Annotated in this window: 18 protein-coding genes; 6 read left to right on the top strand and 12 right to left on the bottom strand. The window is 63.5% G+C overall.

Annotated features, from left to right (window positions below; all coding sequences use genetic code 11):
* The first annotated feature begins 1 nt into the window (after position 1).
* The 3 genes from ntrX (at position 2) to hflX (ending at position 3,313) form a co-directional block, all read left to right on the top strand.
* Complete coding sequence (gene ntrX / locus AC3D24_RS04375) at positions 2 to 1,378, top strand: nitrogen assimilation response regulator NtrX (RefSeq protein ID WP_489028545.1); 1,377 nt, start codon at positions 2 to 4, stop codon at positions 1,376 to 1,378.
* A gap of 88 nt (positions 1,379 to 1,466) precedes the next feature.
* On the top strand, positions 1,467 to 2,024 hold the full coding sequence (hfq, locus tag AC3D24_RS04370) for an RNA chaperone Hfq (RefSeq protein ID WP_489033040.1): 558 nt from the start codon (positions 1,467 to 1,469) through the stop codon (positions 2,022 to 2,024).
* Positions 2,021 to 3,313, top strand: coding sequence for a GTPase HflX (gene hflX, locus AC3D24_RS04365; protein ID WP_489028543.1), 1,293 nt, complete (start codon positions 2,021 to 2,023; stop codon positions 3,311 to 3,313). The genes hfq and hflX overlap by 4 nt, the downstream gene beginning before the upstream one ends.
* On the opposite strand, the gene mazG is transcribed toward hflX, so the two are convergent.
* The 10 genes from mazG to AC3D24_RS04315 form a co-directional block, all read right to left on the bottom strand.
* Positions 3,294 to 4,028, bottom strand: a complete 735-nt coding sequence (gene mazG, locus AC3D24_RS04360) for a nucleoside triphosphate pyrophosphohydrolase (protein WP_489028541.1) — start codon at positions 4,026 to 4,028, stop codon at positions 3,294 to 3,296. The two genes, hflX and mazG, sit on opposite strands and share 20 nt — an antisense overlap.
* A 48-nt stretch (positions 4,029 to 4,076) precedes the next feature.
* Positions 4,077 to 4,622, bottom strand: coding sequence for a retropepsin-like aspartic protease family protein (locus tag AC3D24_RS04355; protein WP_489028539.1), 546 nt, complete (start codon positions 4,620 to 4,622; stop codon positions 4,077 to 4,079).
* Between the two features lie 38 nt (positions 4,623 to 4,660).
* On the bottom strand, positions 4,661 to 5,425 hold the full coding sequence (locus AC3D24_RS04350; protein WP_489028537.1) for an MBL fold metallo-hydrolase: 765 nt from the start codon (positions 5,423 to 5,425) through the stop codon (positions 4,661 to 4,663).
* Complete coding sequence (locus AC3D24_RS04345; RefSeq protein WP_489028535.1) at positions 5,422 to 6,198, bottom strand: TatD family hydrolase; 777 nt, start codon at positions 6,196 to 6,198, stop codon at positions 5,422 to 5,424. The genes AC3D24_RS04350 and AC3D24_RS04345 overlap by 4 nt, the downstream gene beginning before the upstream one ends.
* The gene (gene metG / locus AC3D24_RS04340) at positions 6,198 to 7,745 is read right to left on the bottom strand and encodes a methionine--tRNA ligase (RefSeq protein ID WP_489028534.1); all 1,548 of its coding nucleotides are present in this window, start codon (positions 7,743 to 7,745) and stop codon (positions 6,198 to 6,200) included. The genes AC3D24_RS04345 and metG overlap by 1 nt, the downstream gene beginning before the upstream one ends.
* A 61-nt stretch (positions 7,746 to 7,806) precedes the next feature.
* Positions 7,807 to 8,784, bottom strand: coding sequence for an AAA family ATPase (locus tag AC3D24_RS04335; protein ID WP_489028532.1), 978 nt, complete (start codon positions 8,782 to 8,784; stop codon positions 7,807 to 7,809).
* A gap of 25 nt (positions 8,785 to 8,809) precedes the next feature.
* Positions 8,810 to 9,973, bottom strand: a complete 1,164-nt coding sequence (locus AC3D24_RS04330; protein ID WP_489028530.1) for a D-alanyl-D-alanine carboxypeptidase family protein — start codon at positions 9,971 to 9,973, stop codon at positions 8,810 to 8,812.
* A gap of 27 nt (positions 9,974 to 10,000) precedes the next feature.
* Entirely contained in the window at positions 10,001 to 10,735 is a 735-nt protein-coding gene (locus AC3D24_RS04325) for a septal ring lytic transglycosylase RlpA family protein (protein ID WP_489028528.1), read from the bottom strand.
* Complete coding sequence (locus AC3D24_RS04320; RefSeq protein WP_489033039.1) at positions 10,719 to 11,735, bottom strand: lytic murein transglycosylase; 1,017 nt, start codon at positions 11,733 to 11,735, stop codon at positions 10,719 to 10,721. The genes AC3D24_RS04325 and AC3D24_RS04320 overlap by 17 nt, the downstream gene beginning before the upstream one ends.
* Before the next feature lie 338 nt (positions 11,736 to 12,073).
* On the bottom strand, positions 12,074 to 12,721 hold the full coding sequence (locus tag AC3D24_RS04315; protein ID WP_489028526.1) for a glutathione S-transferase: 648 nt from the start codon (positions 12,719 to 12,721) through the stop codon (positions 12,074 to 12,076).
* Positions 12,722 to 13,436: 715 nt separating this feature from the next.
* Between AC3D24_RS04315 and AC3D24_RS04310 the strand changes: the two genes are divergently transcribed.
* Positions 13,437 to 13,880, top strand: coding sequence for a hypothetical protein (locus AC3D24_RS04310; RefSeq protein ID WP_489028524.1), 444 nt, complete (start codon positions 13,437 to 13,439; stop codon positions 13,878 to 13,880).
* Between the two features lie 13 nt (positions 13,881 to 13,893).
* Here the strand turns inward: AC3D24_RS04310 and AC3D24_RS04305 are convergent, their stop codons facing one another.
* Positions 13,894 to 15,723, bottom strand: coding sequence for a DUF885 domain-containing protein (locus tag AC3D24_RS04305; RefSeq protein ID WP_489033038.1), 1,830 nt, complete (start codon positions 15,721 to 15,723; stop codon positions 13,894 to 13,896).
* 82 nt (positions 15,724 to 15,805) lie between these two features.
* Complete coding sequence (locus AC3D24_RS04300) at positions 15,806 to 16,615, bottom strand: class I SAM-dependent methyltransferase (protein ID WP_489028522.1); 810 nt, start codon at positions 16,613 to 16,615, stop codon at positions 15,806 to 15,808.
* Positions 16,616 to 16,762: 147 nt separating this feature from the next.
* Here AC3D24_RS04300 and AC3D24_RS04295 point away from each other — a divergent pair, with 147 nt between their 5' ends.
* Both AC3D24_RS04295 and AC3D24_RS04290 read left to right on the top strand, forming a co-directional pair.
* The gene (locus tag AC3D24_RS04295; RefSeq protein ID WP_489028521.1) at positions 16,763 to 17,023 is read left to right on the top strand and encodes a DksA/TraR family C4-type zinc finger protein; all 261 of its coding nucleotides are present in this window, start codon (positions 16,763 to 16,765) and stop codon (positions 17,021 to 17,023) included.
* Positions 17,024 to 17,215: 192 nt separating this feature from the next.
* Positions 17,216 to 18,082, top strand: coding sequence for an exonuclease domain-containing protein (locus AC3D24_RS04290; protein WP_489028519.1), 867 nt, complete (start codon positions 17,216 to 17,218; stop codon positions 18,080 to 18,082).
* The last annotated feature ends 12 nt before the right edge of the window (positions 18,083 to 18,094 follow it).

The raw sequence follows: 18,094 nt of genomic DNA, 5'->3' as shown, positions 1-18,094 counted from the left end.
GATGGCGCTCGATATTCTCGTCGTAGACGACGAACGTGACATTCGCGAACTGGTAGCCGGCGTTCTGGAGGACGAAGGCTATGATACGCGCGACGCCGGCGACAGCGATTCCGCGTTGGAGGCGATCGCCGCACGGCGTCCGTCGCTGGTGCTGCTCGACGTCTGGCTCCAGGGATCAAGGCTCGACGGCCTGGAACTGCTCGATGAAATCAAGCGCCGTGACCCGTCGATCCCGGTGCTGGTGATCTCGGGCCATGGCAACCTAGACACGGCGGTCGCGGCGATCCGGCGCGGGGCGTCCGATTTCATCGAGAAGCCGTTCGAGGCCGAGCGCCTGCTGCTCATGGTCGCACGAGCGACCGAGACCGAGCGGCTCCGTCGCGAAGTCGCAACGCTGCGCGCAACGGTCGGCCGCGAGACCGATCTCACGGGAAGTTCAGGCTCCATCAACGGTGTCCGTGCGACTCTCAAGCGCGTTGCTGCAACCGGTAGCCGCGTCCTGATCATGGGTGCCGCCGGCGTCGGAAAGGAAGTCGCGGCACGCCTGCTGCACGGCTGGAGCCTGCGGACCGACGCGCCCTTCATCATCGTCAGCGCCGCGCGAATGACGCCCGAGCGAATGGACGAGGAATTGTTCGGTGTTGAGGAGGCGGGTGATCTCGTCCGTCCCGGTCTATTCGAGCAGGCGCACGGCGGAACGCTGTTCCTCGACGAGATCGCCGACATGCCGATCGCGACGCAGGCTAGGATCCTGCGAGCCCTGACCGATCAGAGCTTTACGCGCGTTGGCGGCACCCGCGTCGTCAAGGTCGACGTGCGCGTCGTCTCCGCAACCGCCCGCGATCTCGTCTTCGAGATTTCCGAGGGCAGGTTCCGGGAGGACCTCTATTACCGGCTCAACGTCGTGCCGGTGATGATCCCCCCGCTCTCCGATCGTCGCGAGGACATTCCGGCGCTCGTCCAGCACTTTATTGCGCACTACGCATCCGAGCGACGGGTGCCGACGCCGGAAATCGCGCCGGATGCGATGGTTGCGCTGCAATCCTATGACTGGCCGGGAAATGTGCGCCAGCTTCGCAACGTCGTCGAGCGCACGATCATTCTTGCTCCCGGCGATCGCATCGGCAGGATCGATCTCGATCTTTTGCCGGCAGAGGTGCTGGGCGATCAGGGTGACATGGGTTCGGCAGGGTCAACCGCTATCATGGGCTCGCCGCTGCGCGAGGCGCGCGAGACGTTCGAACGAGAATATCTGCGCGTTCAAATTCGGCGGTTTTCGGGTAATATTTCCCGCACGGCCAGCTTCATCGGCATGGAACGCTCGGCGCTTCATCGGAAATTGAAACTGCTGGGTATTACCGAAACGCGCGAGGAATAAAGCGCCCCATTTTCGCCGCCCTCTGGAACTAGGAGGGTGTCGATCATAGATCAGTATCCGTGCCCGGTAATCGGGCGCATCTCCGACGCTGGGAAACAGCGCCTTGCGGGCAAAGTCCCGCCAAAAACAAAGGGTTATCCCGTTGGCCGAAAAACCAGGCTCGCTTCAGGATCTTTTCCTGAATGCACTCCGGCGCTCCAAGACGCCGGTTACGATGTTCCTCGTCAAGGGCGTGAAGCTCCAGGGCATCGTCACATGGTTCGATAACTTCTCCGTCCTGCTCCGCCGTGATGGCCAGTCGCAGTTGATCTACAAGCATGCGATCTCGACGATCATGCCGGCTGGACCGATGGACGTGTCGGCGATCGTCGAAGCGGTCGGAGAAAACCAGAAGAAGCACCCGTTGCTGCAGGAAATCTTCCTGAACGCAGTGCGGAAATCTGAAGACAGCGTGACGATGTTCCTGATCAACGGCGTCATGCTGCAGGGTCAGATCGCCGGTTTCGACCTGTTCTGCATGTTGCTCCAGCGCGAGGGCATGGCTCAGCTCGTCTACAAGCATGCCGTCTCGACGATCCAGCCGGCGCGGCCGCTGAACCTCGCCGAAGAACCCACCGACACGGATGAATCGGACGATGACGATTGAGTAGTGGTTTCGAACGCGATCGGGACGAGTTCACGCGCGGCACCCGCGCGATCGTCGTCCTGCCCGACCAGGGTGACGGGACGCGCGATGTCGACGCCCGCCTGGAGGAAACCGCGGGTCTCGCCGCGGCGATCGGCGTCGAAGTGGTCGAACGCATCGCTTACCGCGTGCGGCAGGCCAAGCCGGCGACGCTGATCGGCAGTGGGCAGGTCGAACTGCTCGCTGCGCAAGTACGCATGGAAGAAGCAAAGCTCGTCGTCTTCGACGCCAGCCTCAGTCCCATCCAACAGCGAAACCTTGAAAAGGCACTCGAAACCAAGGTCATCGATCGCACCGGGTTGATCCTCGAGATCTTCGGCGAGCGGGCGGCGACAGCCGAAGGGCGCCTGCAGGTCGAACTTGCGCATCTCGATTACCAGGCTGGGCGGCTCGTACGAAGCTGGACCCACCTCGAACGCCAGCGTGGCGGCTTCGGCTTCCTCGGTGGCCCTGGCGAGACGCAGATCGAAGCTGATCGTCGCCTGATCCGCGACCGGATGGCGCGTCTGAAGCGCGAGCTCGAGCAGGTCAGTCGTACGCGCGGTCTTCATCGCGAGCGCCGCCAGCGTGCGCCGTGGCCGGTGATCGCGCTCGTCGGCTACACAAACGCAGGCAAATCGACGCTTTTCAACCGTCTGACGGGCGCCGACGTTATGGCGGAGGACCTGTTGTTCGCGACACTGGATCCGACATTACGTCAGATCCAGTTGCCGGGCATCGACAAGGCGATCCTGTCGGATACGGTGGGTTTCGTCTCCGATCTGCCAACCCAATTGGTTGCGGCCTTCAAGGCTACGCTCGAAGAGGTCGTCTCTGCCGACCTGCTCATTCACATCCGGGATATCGCGCATCCCGACAGCGAAGCGCAACGAGCCGATGTCGAAACCGTGCTTGCGGACATCGGCGTCGATGAGAATACCCCGCGGTTCGAGGTGTGGAACAAGCTCGATCTACTCGATGCCGAGACGCATGAGGAGATTGCAGGGCAGGCTGCGCACCGCGACGATGTCGTCGCGATTTCGGCGCTGAGCGGGGAAGGGGTGCAGTACCTCGTCGAGCAGGTTGCGGCCAAGCTGACCAACGCGCATCGCCGGTACAGCATCGCGATCGAAGCGAGCGATGGCGCGGGTGCTGCATGGCTTCATGCGCATGGCGAGGTGCTCAATAGTGTCAATGACGAGCTTGAGACGACCTATGACGTGCGGTTGTCCGAAACCGATTACGACCGGTTCATCCGCCGCGACGTTTGACCGCCGTCCATAATTGTTCCTTTCGATCGAGCGTCATGGCGGCAAATCCTTCGCCACCATCGGCCTCGATCGCGCGGAAACGGCGCTCGAACTTGGCGTTTCCAGCCCTGAGCGCGGCCTCGGGATCGATGCCCAGATGCCGCGCCCAATTCGTTACCGCGAACAGCAGATCGCCAATCTCCTCCGCCACGGTATCTGCGCCGGCCTCGCGAACTTCGGCGATTTCCTCGATCACCTTGGCAAGCGGCCCCGATGCATCGGGCCAATCGAACCCGACACGCGCCGCGCGCTTCTGCAATTTATCTGCGCGGGACAGCGCCGGCAGGCTGACTGCCACGCCCGCCAGAGCACTGTCATCGGATTTCGTTGCGCGCTCGGTCGCCTTGATCGCCTCCCAACCGGGTGACGTGACGGCATCGCCGAAGATGTGGGGATGGCGGCGTTCCATCTTGTCGCTGATCGCGGCAATGACATCGGCGAGGGCGAAGGCACCGGACTCCTCGGCGATGCGGCTGTGGAAGACGACCTGGAGGAGCAGATCGCCCAATTCGTCCTTCAGGTCGGCGGGGTCGTTGCGCTCAATCGCATCGGCAACCTCGTACGCTTCCTCGATAGTATAGGGCGCGATCGTCGACCAGGTCTGAACACGATCCCATTCGCAACCCGCGATCGGATCGCGAAGCCGCGCCATGATGGAAACCAGTCTTTCGATCATACGAAACGATATCCCATATTGAGATCGATAATATACATTATGTAAAATCTATTGGGTAACAGGGGTCAAGATGAGGGTTCCATTCTCTACGCGCCAGGATCGCAAGCGCGACAGGAAATTCATGCCGATCACGTCGGTGTCGCCGAATGATGGCGACGTGACGACGCCGAGGTCCGTCGCCGTGATCGATCCTATCGAGACAGTCTTTGCCGTTGCGGACCGCGCTATGACCGTTCCATTGGCGGTTTCGATGACCATCGGAACTGGGCTCTCGTCACTGGATAATCCGGCAGCTTTAGCGGTGTCCACCGATAGCGCGGTCGTCGTGGCGCCGCTGTCGATCAGCATACGCCGCGTGACGCCGTCGATCACCACCTCGGCCCAGAAATGTCCGTCTTCCGCCATTCTGATCCGCGTTTCCGATCCGCTGATCTGCTGGTCGCTGAACATGGCGGCAAGTCCCGAGAACCGATCCCGCTGGCTTGCAGCAAGCAGTCCGATCGTGAAGATCCCGACCCATGCCAGCGCCATTTTGAGCACGGGTTTGATCGAAAGTCGGCGTGCCGCCAGGGCGGAAAGCGGCAGGATCAGCATGACCGCATACAGCGCGAACTGGGCTGCGCGATCGCCGGTCATGCGGTCAGGACGAGGCCGTCATATCCAGGCTCTACACCCGCCGGGAGTTCCTGACGCAACGTCGCATAATCCATGCTGTGATCCATGTGGATCAGCGCGGTCCGTTTGGGACGCAGGTGCTTGACCCAGCCGAGTACCGCCGGAAGTTCCATATGCGTGGGATGCGGTCGGCGGCGCAACGCATCGACGACCCAGATATCAAGATCCTGATACAGCATGGCCATATCGTCCGTCATGACATTGAAATCCGTTGCATAACCGATCGAACATCCGTCCACTTCGAACCGCAATCCGGCAGCATGAATATTGCCGTGCGGTTGATCCGTTACGCGAATATCGATCCCGCCGATCGTCAGGCTGTCGGGCAATGCGGCCGCTGAGATCGTCGGGGGATAGCCGCTGCGGCCGTGAAACGCGTAGGTGAACCGCGCGTCGAGCGCTGCCAGCGTCGTCGGCCGTGCATAGGCGGTGACGGGCGTACCGGTCGCGTGAAAGAGTTGCCGGAGGTCGTCGATCCCGTGGCAATGATCGGCATGGTCATGCGTCCAGATCACCGCGTCGACCCGCTCGATGTCCGCTGCGAGCAGCTGTTCGCGCATGTCCGGGCTGGTATCGATCAGGATCCGTGTGCCGTCATGTTCGATGATGGCGGAGGCACGGGTACGACGGTTGCGCGGTTCGGTCGGGTCGCAATCGCCCCAGTCGTTGCCGATCCGCGGAACGCCGGACGACGTGCCCGAGCCGAGAATCGTGATCTTCATGCGCGCGTCTTACCGAACAACGTGTGGAAATTCTCTGCTGTACGATGCGATAATTCCACCACATCTTCGCCGCGCAGGTCGGCGAGGAATTGTGCAGTATCGGCCACGAAGCCAGGCTCGCCGGTCTTACCACGATGCGGCACCGGCGCGAGAAACGGCGCGTCCGTCTCGATCAGCAGGCGTTCAAGCGGAAGCCGGGCCGCGGTCTCCTGAAGATCGCGCGCGTTCTTGAACGTCACGATCCCAGATATCGAGATATAAAGCCCCATATCCAGAGCCTTGTCTGCGAAAGCTCCGCTGGCGGTGAAGCAGTGGATGACACCGGGATAAGCCCCCTTCCCCATCTCCTCGGCCATGATCGCCGCGGTATCTTCTTCGGCATCGCGGGTGTGCACGACGATCGGCAGGCCCGTTTCGCGCGAGGCGGTAATGTGCGCGCGGAAGCTTGCCTGCTGGCGCGCGCGGTCCGAGGTGTCACGGAAATAGTCGAGGCCGCTCTCGCCGAGCCCGACGACCCGCGGATGCGCTGCCCTCGCGATCAGCTTTGCCGCGTCAATGTCGGGATAGGTATCCGCCTCGTTGGGATGGATGCCGATCGTCGCCCAGACGTCGGGCTCGCGCTCGGCGGTGGCGACGATATCGTCCCACTCGCTCTCGCGCGTCGAGATGTTCAGCATCGCCGTCACCCCCCTCGCCCGTGCCCGCGCGAGCACCGCCTGCTGGTCCTCCACGAGGCCCTTGTAGTTCAGATGGCAATGGCTGTCGGCAAGCATCAGGCCTCCGCGGGCATTTCGAGGCGGGGAAACACGGGCGATGGCGGCGCGATCCGGAAGTCGGATGCCGCCGCGCGATCATACCAGCCATCGTCGTCGATCGCGGCGTGATCGCGCTCGGTCGCGCCGATCTGATCGAGCACCTTCCCCGCGGACTCCGGTACGACCGGCAGGATCGTGATCGCGAGCATGCGGATCGTGCGGACCAGCGTGCGCAACACCGCGTTCATGCGCTCGGGATCGGTCTTGCGCAGCGCCCAGGGTGCCTGCGCATCGATATACTGGTTGCACGCGAACACGCCGCGCATCCACGCCTCGATCCCTTGCGACAGAGCGAGATCGGTGAAGGCGGACTTGAACCCGGCACAGGCGACGACGACTTCCTCGATCAGCATCCCGTCGGCGTCCTGAACCGTGCCCGTCGTGGGAAACTCGCCGCCCAGGTTCTTGGCAATGAACGACAAGGTCCGTTGCGCGAGATTGCCGAAGCTGTTGGCCAGTTCGGCGTTGACGCGCGTCACGATCGCGTCCGGCGAGTAGCTGCCATCCTGGCCGAAGCTCACGTCGCGGAGGAAAAAATACCGGAGTGCATCGATCCCGAACGCGTCGGCCAGCGCCATCGGATCGACGACGTTGCCGACCGATTTCGACATCTTCTCGCCACGCGTGAGAAGGAAGCCGTGCCCGAACACGCTCTTGGGCAACGGAATGCCTGCCGACAGCAGGAAAGCTGGCCAATAGACCGCGTGGAAGCGGACGATGTCCTTGCCGATCAGATGGATATCCGCCGGCCAGTATTTCGCCTTGTCGCCGGTCATGTCCGGATAGCCGATCCCGGTCAGGTAATTGGTGAGCGCATCGACCCAGACATACATGACGTGCCCGGGGCTGCCTGGCACCGGCACGCCCCAGTCGAAGCTGGTGCGCGAGACCGACAGATCCTTCAGGCCCCCCTCGACGAATCGCATCACTTCATTGCGACGGCTCTCGGGACGGATGAAATCTGGGTTGGCGGCGAAGAGATCGAGCAGCGGCTGCTGATACTTTGACAAGCGGAAGAACCACGTCTCCTCCGCGGTCCACTCGACCGGGGTGCCTTGTGGGGAACGGCGATCGTCGCCCTCCCCGGTCAGTTCGGCTTCATCGTAAAACGCCTCGTCACGAACCGAGTACCAGCCTTCGTATCGATCGAGATACAGATCACCCGCATCCGCCATCGCCTGCCAGATCGCGGCGCTCGCGGCATAATGGTCCTCGTCGACGGTACGAATGAACCGATCATACGAGATGCCAAGACGGTCGGCCATCTCATGAAAGTGCGACGACATCTCATTGGCGAGTTCGCGCACCGGTATATTCCGCTCGCGCGCCGCCTGGACCATCTTCAGACCGTGTTCGTCGGTGCCGGTCTGGAACAGGACGTCGCGCCCCGCTTGGCGTTGGAACCGCGCGATCGCATCGGCGGCAATCATCTCATACGCATGGCCGATATGCGGACGGCCATTGGGATAGTGGATCGCGGTGGTGATATAGAAAGGGTCGGCCATGCCGCGCTCCTAGAGCATCGCCCCGATCAGGTGAAGCCCGCGACGCTTGGGTTTCGATGGCCTAATTGCGAAGTGTCGCGACGATCCCCGCCATTTCGAACACGGTTGCCTGCGCATCCAGCGACAGCCCGATGGCGGCCCCCGCAAGATCGCGAGCAGCGGCATGGGCATCGAGTGCCGACCGTAACGCAAGGCCCGACCGCGTTCGTGCCGCATCGGCGATGAAGGCAGGCGCTCTATCGAGGAACGCCTCGTAGCGCGGTTGTGCCGCTTTCAAGCCAAGCGACTTGGCCAGTTTGAGCCTGCGGCCATTGTCGCGATCGCCATCGGCTGCGATCGACGCGATAGCGTCGTCGATGCCCGCTATGTCGAGACCCGCATAGCGCAGCGCGCGTCCGGGGGCGCCGTCGCCGGCGCGCACCAGTGCCGCGACTTCGGCGTCGTCCGCGTCGGGTCGCAGCGTGCGGATCGCGGTCGCGACCTCGTCGGCACCAAGCGCCTCGAACCGCAACAGCCGACACCGCGACCGGATCGTCGGCAACAACCGGCCGGGCGCATGGCTGACGAGCAGGAAGATCGTCCCGGCGGGTGGCTCCTCGAGGTTCTTGAGCAAAGCATTGGCCCCGCCCCGCTCCAGATCGTCGATCGCATCGATCAGCACGACGCGACGCGGGCTCATCGACGGGGTTGTCGCGAACAGCGGTTGCAGCGTCCGCACCTGCGCGATCGTGATGCTGCGTGCGAGATCCTGGTCCGGCTTCTCGGGATCCCTCGGCAACCGGGCCAGCACGCGGTAATCGGGGTGCGAACCGGCCTCGATCAAAGACCGCGTCGTGTTGCCGTCGGGAACGTCGAACCCAGCCGATGCCCCGTTCGGATTCGCACCGTCCGCCAGCATCCGCATCGCCGCAGCCCGCGCGAACGTCGCTTTGCCGACCCCCTGCGGCCCCGTTAGCAACCAGGCGTGATGCAGCGACCCGCCGCGCATAGCCGCCTGGAAAGCGGCCTGGGCGGCGGTGTTGCCGATAACCCGCGTCATGCCAGAGCGATCGGAACTTTGACCATCAGCCGAAAAAGCCGGTCAGGCCTGCCCAGGCGCGACCGAAGAAACCAGCGAGTGCCACGTCCTTCTCGGCGACCAGGGGCATGCGCTGCTGAAGACCGTCCGAGGTCGTCACCACCAGGTCGGCGATGTGCTGGCCAGCCTTGATCGGTGCTTTGATCGGGCCGTCATAGACGACCTTCGCAGTCAGGTTCGGCGACGTACCGGCGGGCAGCGTCACGGTAAGCGCCTTGGGCGCAACGAGACCGACTGACGAGGAGTCGCCAAGCTGGACCGCGGCGGTCTCGACTTTCTTGCCCTTCGCGACGATCGGCTTCGATTGCCAGGCGCGAAAGCCCCATTCCATGAACCGCACCGACTCTTCGGACCGCTGGTTGAAACCGGTCAGGCCCGCAACGACCATCACCAGGCGGCGACCGTTCTGCTCGGCCGACCCGACGAAGCCGTAGCCGGCCTCTTCGGTGTGACCGGTCTTCAGGCCATCGGCCCCCGCCACGCGACCGAGCAGCGGATCGCGGTTCGCCTGGGTGATGGCGTTGCCGCCCATCGTCTTGCCCCACGTGAAATCGCGCTTCGAATAGAATTGCTTGTAAAGATCGGGATAGTTGGTGATCGTCGCCGCCGCGAGTTCCGCGAGATCATGCGCCGTGACATAGGTCACGCCGTTGTCGGGCCAGCCATTGGCCGTACCGAAATGGCTGTCCTTGAGACCCAGTTCGGCCGCCTTGCGGTTCATACGTTCGGTGAATGCTTCCTCGGACCCGGAAATGCCCTCCGCGAGCACGATGCACGCGTCGTTGCCCGACAACGTGACGATGCCGTAAAGAAGATTGGCAACGCTAACGCTCTCACCCGACGACAGGAACATCGTCGAACCTGCGGCAGGACCATGCCATTTTGCCCAGGTCTCGGGGCGAACCGTCATCATCTGGTCGAGCTTCAGCTCGCCCTTCTTGACCATGTCGAAGGCGACATAGACCGTCATCATCTTGGCGAGCGACGCCGGTGGCATGCGGCGGTTCGCATCGCGCGAAAACAGAACCGCGCCCGACGACAGGTCTTCCATATATGCAATCGGCGCAGCAGTCTGAAACTGGGGTGCAGCGGCAATAGACGGATGCGCCAGCGCGATGGCGACGAGCGGTGCGACGATGAGCTTCTTCATGGGGTATTCCGTGAGTAAAAAGGGAACTCAATCCGTGGGGAGGACCTGAGCATCGCCATAGCCGCGCTCGGCGACCGCGTCACGCGCGCGTTGCAGGCTAGCAGCATCTTTGAACGGACCGACGCGAACGCGGTAGAGGCCGCCACGTTCGACCACATCGGCGTTCATGCGCTGCGCCAAAGCTGTGGCGCGCGTTGCGTTCGAGAATGTCGCGACCTGCAATACGTAGCGCTGCCCGCCCGAGAACGGAGGTGGCGACTTGCGCGCGGGCAATGCATCGACGCTCACGGCCTGAATGAACGCCGGCGTCCGCGGCGCAGCGGCTTTCCCCGCCCGAAGCAGCGTCGCGTCCTGCAGGGTCGGCATGATCGCGCGGATCCGCACGGAGGCGACCTGCCGACGGTCTATGCCAAGCCGATGTGCCGCAGCGCGCGACAGATCGATCATTCTGTCACGACGGCCTGGACCGCGATCGTTGATTCGTACCAGGATAGACTGTCCGGTCTCGATCGACGTCACCTCGACGAACGATCCGAGCGGTAAGGTTCGATGTGCGGCAGTCATCGCATCGGGATCGAATGCCTCGCCGGATGCCGTTCGGTTGCCGGTCAGCTCCTCGCCATACCAGCTGGCGAGTCCCGTATCCCGATAGCGGCCGTACAGTCCGCCGCTACCGGGAAAAGTCGCGCCGACGCTTTCGCGCGCATCGCTGCAGCCCGCGAGCGCAAGCACCAGGCAAAGCGTCTTAGCGCTCGACCGCATCTGCCAGCAATCCGACCGAGAGCGCGTAAAAGTTCGAGCAGTTGTAATCGAGGATCACGCGGTAGTTGCTGGTGAGCAGATAGGCGGTATTCCCCTGCCCGTCCGGTTCGAGCAGTGTCGCCATCACGGTGTCGGCGGGCCAGCTTCGCCCCTGCGGCATTATCCCCAGCGCCCGCCACTCTGCAATCGTCCGCCAGCCGCTATGCCGATCGAACACACGGGGACAGCGTGGCGACATCAGTCGATTGCGGACCTGCGACCGATCGAACCCGGCAGGAACTGCAACTGCAAACCCCCATGGTTGACCCGCGCGCCAGCCGGCATCGGTGAAATAATTGCCGATCGAGGCCAGCGTATCCGCCGGGCTGTTCCAGATGTCTGCGCGGCCATCGCCGTCGCCGTCACGAGCGAGACGCAGGTAGATCGACGGCAGGAATTGCGGGTTGCCCGTGGCGCCTGCCCAGCTCCCCTTGAGTTGCTCGCGCGTGACGCCCCGGTCCAGCATCTTGAGCCCGGCGATAAACTCACCCGCGAACAGCGACCGGCGTCGTCCTTCATAGGCCAGGCTGGCGAGCGAACGGAGCAGATCGAAATTGCCGGTATAGCTGCCGTAATTCGTCTCATGCCCCCAAATCGCAACCATGATCGATTCGGGAACGCCGGTTTGCTGCTCGATCCGCTGCAGCCTGGATCGCTGTGCCAGATACGTTTGCCGTCCGCGCGCTATCCGTGCCGTATCGACGTGCTGCGCCTTGTACGGCGCAAATGCGGGGATGGCGCTCGTGTTCGCTGCGCCCGGTTGCGCGCGATCAAGCTCGATCACGCGGCTGTTAAGCGTGAGCGTCGGAAAGACCGCGTCCGCGGTGCGCGTGCTTACGCCTTGGGCAAGCGCCTGCTGTCGCAACACGACCATATAGGATTGGAAACCCGCGTCATCCTGCGCTTCTGCCGGACCACTACCGGACAGCACTGCAAGTATGCCGAATACGCTATTGCGCAGCCAAGTCGCTGCTGTTGATGCCCCACCCATGACCCGGGTTTGCCACAGACGCGCCCGACGCGGAACCTCACATCGTCGGATGATCGACACCGCTAACCGCAATGCGTGCGGGGGAAGCTATCGGGGTTTTGACCCGAGGCTCGTCGGGGAGAAAGAATTTCATATCTGTGTACCCCTGCCAGCCAGCGCCATGTCCCGATGGCACTGCCGGGCAGGCCAAGCAGGCGGAATGCACGAGCAAGTATGCAGCCGGCGCATACGCTGCGGGAGCCGGTATTCAATTTTGCTATGCCGAACGACGTTACCCCAAATGTGCATACCCGTCGGCGGCGAGCTGATCAGGACGCTGGCGGTGGTCCGGCTTGTGGAAATACGACCGGTGGACCGTTGGGCTGCCATGGAGCGAACCGTACCATGATGCGTGCGAACATCGCCGAGCCGAGAAACCGGCCCAACCACCGCTGGACGTTCGCTAGTGGCAACGCGTCGAAATAGGCTCGATCGGTTTCGGCAAACTGGCGGACGAATGGCAGGATCGCTATGTCGCTGAAACCCGGATCGCTTCCTCCAAGGTATGGCCGCCCCGTCAGGCGATCGTTGAGCGGCGCCAGCAAGGCGGTTGCCTCGGCACGGTGTACGACGGGATCCACACCGTACCGGTCGGCATATTTATAGCGATCGAGGTGTAGTTTGAACGGCCCGTCATTGGCACCGATCAGTTCCGTATGCTCGCCGCTGAGCCAATTGGCCTGCCCGCCCGTCGCGAGCGCCCAGCGCATGATGTCGAGGCTCTCGTCGATCACCGTGCCATCTGGCAGGACTAGAACAGGGACGGTGGCCTTGGGGGATGCCGCGATCATGGCTGCCGGTTTGTCGCGCAGTACGACTTCGCGGAGGTCGACGCGAAGCGCGCTTGCGAGCAGGGCGAGCCGCGCGCGCATCGCATAGGGGCAGCGGCGAAAACTGTAGAGGACAGGTCGAGACATCGCCGCATCCTACCCGGTTGCGCCCAACTTGTCCGCTGCGGACCCGTCGGTGTCGAAGACCCACCGCGCGGATCGGGTAGCGCGTCCCCTCTCGGGTCACGGCTCGAAGTCCAAGGCACCGCGGATCGCGGAAGTGGCCGATTCGCGACCAGATATCACGATAATATCAAGGCTTTACAACGTGTGACACTGTTGTCTTAACCAAGTATAGGCCAAATAAAGCCTGTTGCCCCGTGATGCCGTTATTTAATTTCGACGTCATGCATCTTTATCGATCAACCCACGTTTATCTAGTACGACCAACATAGGTTAGGCCGGTTGAGCGATTTCATCGCCGCCACCCCGCCCTGATGGATGCGCTAAGTCGCACCAGACCGAAGAGTTCGGGAACATCCCACGCTCCGCTGCCGGCGAGAGCGAAGGGTGACGCGATTTAACGGACATCGGCGGAGACACGTAATGCACCCGAGCTTTCTCGCGGGCATGGGATCGATATCCCATGCAACCCGCGCCGTCGCATCCAGCGAACGGCCCCATCTATCGGCCATGCCCTAGCTGACGATGTGACCACCGAGATACGATAAGACCAGCGCAGAGACGCTTGGCGAGAGAGGACGACCTGCAGGGCATCTGCGCCATTCGGACGACGGATCGTCGGACGCACTGCTGACGCATACTCTTTCACGTCCTTGCCTATGGCGAGGCCAGGATACCCATGTTCAAAAATATTCTTGCAGGCGCTGCGGCGTCGCTGCTGGCGCTTGTCCCCCAACCTGCGGCTGCACAGCGTCTCATCCTGCCGGGCGCGCTACTGCTCGCCGGATACCGCGCTACCTGTGGCCCGGTCGATACGATGATCCAGCCGATCGATGACATCGCCGCCGCCTATAAGGGGCGTATCATCCTCCACCCCCGCGTCCTCAACCTGCCGCGTGCCCAGCAGCTCTTCTGGTACACCCACGAATGTGCGCACCAGATCTTCGGTCCTGGCGAAGCGGCTGCGGATTGCTGGTCGGTTCAGCAAGGCAAGATCCAGGGCTGGCTGTCGCGCGACGAACTGACCAAGCTCGATCGCACGATGCAGCAGTTCCCGGGCGACGCGTCGCATGAAAGCGGCCCAGCCCGCATCGACTATATGGAGAAATGCTTCGCCCGCTGAGGCTGACGCCAGATCAGCGCGCGGTTCCGCCGCCCGCGATCCCCCCGCTCGCGATCCAACGATCGATCTTCTTTTCCAGCACGGGCATCGGCAGCGCGCCGGTATCGAGCACCTGGGCGTGGAAGCCGCGCGGATCGAACTTCGCGCCCAGCGCCGCCTTGGCCTTCGCCTTGGTCCGCGCGATGGTCAGCTGACCGATCTTGTACGCCAGCGCCTGACCCGGAATAGCGATGTACCGCTCGACCTCGGCGGTCGCGTCTGTCCGCGCCATCGGTGAATTCGCGAGCATGTAGGCGATCGCCTGATCGCGCGTCCAACCCTTGGCATGGATCCCGCTGTCGACCACCAACCGCATCGCGCGCAGCATCTCGTCGTTCAGACCGCCCATCCGCTGATACGGATCGGTCTCCATCCCGAGTTCCTTCCACAGGCTTTCGGAATACAGCGCCCAACCCTCGACATAGGCGGTATTCCCGCCAAACCGCATGAAGGCCGGCAGCGCTGTGTTCTCCTGCGCGAGGCTGATCTGAAAATGATGCCCCGGCACGCCTTCGTGAAGGAACAGCGTTTCCATCTCCCAGGTGTAGCGCGAGGGCAGGTCGTAGGTGTTGTAATAGAATACGCCCGGCCGCGTCCCGTCCGGCGTACCGCCCTGGTACGATCCGCCCGCCTCGGTCTTCTCCTTGAACGCCGGCACCGCGCGGATCTCGAGCTTGGTCTTGGGCACCAGCGAGAACTGCTCGGGGATCCGCTGATAGATCTTCGTCTCGATCGCCTGATACCCCTCGCGGAGTTTGGCGGCCGACGCCGGCGCGAACTTCGGATCGGTGCGCAGATAGGTGAAGAACTCGGGCAGCGTCCCCTTGAACCCGACCGCCTGCTTCTGTGTCTCCATGTCCTTCAGCAACCGCGCGACTTCCGACAGGCCCAGCGTGTGCACCGCATCGGCCGTCATCGGCAGCGTCGTGTTCTGCTCGATCAGATACGCGTACAGCTTCGCCCCGCCCGGCATCGCCGACAGGCCGACGCTCTCGCGTGCCTTGGCGCGGTATTCGTTGGCGAGGAAATCGCGCATCCGCTGTTCGGCGGGCAGGATCACGTCGCGGATCTGCGTCGCATAAGCCGTCCGCAACCGCGCCTGGTCGGCCGCGGATATGCCCGCCGGAAACGTCTTGAGCGGGCCATTGAAGGTCGATCCCTCGACGCCCTCCTTGATCAGATTGTCGAACTGCCCGATCATGTTGTCGACCACGAGCCTAGGCTGGACGATGCCGTCCTTCATGCCCTCGCGAAACAGCCCGATCGCACGGTCCAGCAACGCCGCATATTCGACGTTGCGCTTCAGGTTGTTCTCATAATCGACGAGCGTCTTGAACGGCGCCGCGCCCTGCCCCGAAGCAAAATCCGGATAGAAGGTTTGGAAGCCGGAGAAATGATCGATCGGCAGGTCGCGCTGAATCTTCAGCAGATCGGGGGCGTAGCCGCGCAACGTGATCCGCGTATTCGTCTCGAACACGTCATACGCGATCTGATCCACGGCGGACAGCTTGGCGCGATCGATCCGGCCGAGCGCGGCAAGATCGGCTTCCGCGGCAGCGCGCTCGGCGGCAGTATAGGCATCCGTGAGATAGTCACCGAGACGATCCGCATAGCGCAGGTCGCCGCGAAAGATCGCCGAGATCGGGTTGCGCTTCAGGCTCGCCTCGTCGCTCGCGTAAAACAGCGCCTTGAGCTTCGTGTCCTCGGCACTGTCCCCGGCCTGCGCGGTCGGTGGCGGCAACGCCTGACCGACCGCCGCCGTCGCGCCAGTGGTTGCAAGAAACGCAGCGAGCAGCAGCTTGATCGACACCGGCAAATTCCCCCACCGCAAACACGCGGCTATCGTCGAGGATTAGGCCGGGCGTCCAACCGCTGCAAGCAACGCTTTACCGCGGCTTGACGAACTTCAGCGTCATCCGGTCGCTCTCGCCGATCGCCGCATATTTCGCGCGGTCGACGTCCTTCAGCGCATAGCTCGGCGGCAGCGTCCACACGCCACCCGGCCAATCCGCGCTGTCCTTCGGGTTCGCGTTGACCTCGGATTTGCCCGCCAGCTTGAACCCGGCCGCGGTTGCGAATCCGATCACCGAACTCGGCTTCATATAGCCGCTCTTCTCCTCGGCGGCGACGTCGCGCGTCTCGGGGAGGCGATGCTCCACGACACCCAGCGTGCCGCCCGGCTTCAACATCTTGAATATCGCCGCGAACATCGCACGCGCCCGATCAGCACCACCGAAGCGCCAGTTATGGACGTTGCGGAACGTCAGCACGACGTCAGCGCTGCCGTCGGGCACGGACGGCTGGCCCGCCTCGGCTGGGAATGCCGCCAGCCGAACCTTGCCATAGGCGGTCGCATTCTTGGCCTGCATCGCGCGCACGCCGTTGAGGCCCTTCTCCCAAGGGCCCGCCGCGTAATAGGCACCGCCACGCGCAGTCAGCGGCGCGAGGATCTCGGTATACCAGCCGCCCGACGGCCAGATCTCGACCACCGTATCGGTCGGCTTCACCCCGAAGAACGCGAGCGTCTGCGCAGGGTGGCGATAGCGATCGCGCGCAACATTGGCCGGCGTCCGCGTCGTCGCAGCCACCGCGGCGGCGATCGCTGCGGGCACGCGTTGCGCGTTCGCGGCAATCGGTGCGCTAGCGACGAGCAAGGCTGGGGCGGCGCAAAGCATGAGACGGACAGAGCGGTTCATCGTCGACCTTTCGGAATGAGCTGGCCCGAGCGTGGCCCGAATCCGGCCGATCCACAAGCCAACAGCGGCAAGCCAGATCTGTCCGCGTCTGGAAAAGGACAGCAGGATTACCCATATTATCGAGTAGGTTGAGCAAAGGAAGAGGCAATGGCTGGCGGCTGGACTCGGGACGGCGCGGTACAGGATCAGATCGACGACACGGTGATGGACGCCGTGCTGGCTGCGCGCGCGCGCATGCCGACCGGCGAGAGCGAACCGTATTGCGCGCAATGCGGCGACGACATCCCGGAAGGACGGCGTTTGGCGATCCCCGGCGTACGCACCTGCGTGGCCTGCCAGAGCGGCCGCGATCGCCCCGCCTCCACACTCTTCAACCGTCGCGGCAGCAAGGACAGCCAGCTTCGGTAGGCAATATCTTTCGATCCTCCCCCGCCAGGGGGAGGTGGATCGCGCAGCGAGACGGAGGGGGAGGACACGGAGCAGACGTTGCGCCTACCTCCCCCTCCGTCTGGCAAGTGCCAGCCACCTCCCCCTGGCAGGGGAGGATCGCGTGATTTGTCGTGCCTTTACTTCGCCCCACCTGATCGTCAGGGCAGACCCATGAGCGACGTGACGCACACACCAGAGCTACAAAACGACACCCCCGATTTCGTCGTGATCGACGTCGAGACCGCCTGCTCGCGCGTCAGCAGCATCTGCCAGATCGGCATCGTCGGCTTCAAGAACGGCCGCGAGATCTTCGAATACGAGACACTGATCGACCCGCGCGACATATTCGAGGTGTTCAACACACGGATCCACGGCATCGCCGAGCATCACGTCGTCGGCCAACCGACCTTTGCCGACGTCCACGCCATCGTCCACGGTCATCTGTCGGGCCGCACCACTGTCGCGCACTCCTATTTCGACAAGGGCGCGCTGGCCGCCGCCTGCCGCGTTCATGACCGCGCGATGATCGAGACGACCTGGCTCGACAGCGTGCGCGTCGCCAAGCGCGCCTGGCCCGATCTCGAAAGCCACCGCCTCGGTCTCCTCGCGCGCTATCTCGGGATCGCGCACAAGCATCACGACGCGCTCAGCGACGCGCGCGCCGCCGGCTGGGTGATCGTCAAGGCGAGCGAGCATACCGGCCTGTCGCTCGCCGACTGGCTCGCCCCGCCGCGCGTCGCCGGCCCCGCACCCGCGGCGGCAGCAGACGGACCGCTGAAAGGCGACCGCGTCGTGATCCTCGGCGAACCCCGCGACGGCAAGCTGGCGCACGTCGCCGCCGGCTTGGGTGCGCGCGTAATGACCGGGGTCGGCAGTTCGACGACTCTGCTGGTGGTAGCCGGCCGCGAACCATTCGGCCGCGCGACCCGGTCGAGCGTCGCCTATTCGAGGGCGCAGGCCCTCCGCGCCGAGGGCTCACCAATCCGGATCATCGCCAGCGACGCGCTGAAAGCGATAGCCGCCAACCGCCGCCCCTGACGCTCCCCTATC

This window comes from Sphingomonas sp. SL1004 (assembly GCF_057815015.1).
Note: the sequence above shows the minus strand (reverse complement) of the source record. Positions and strands in the feature narration are given on the sequence as shown.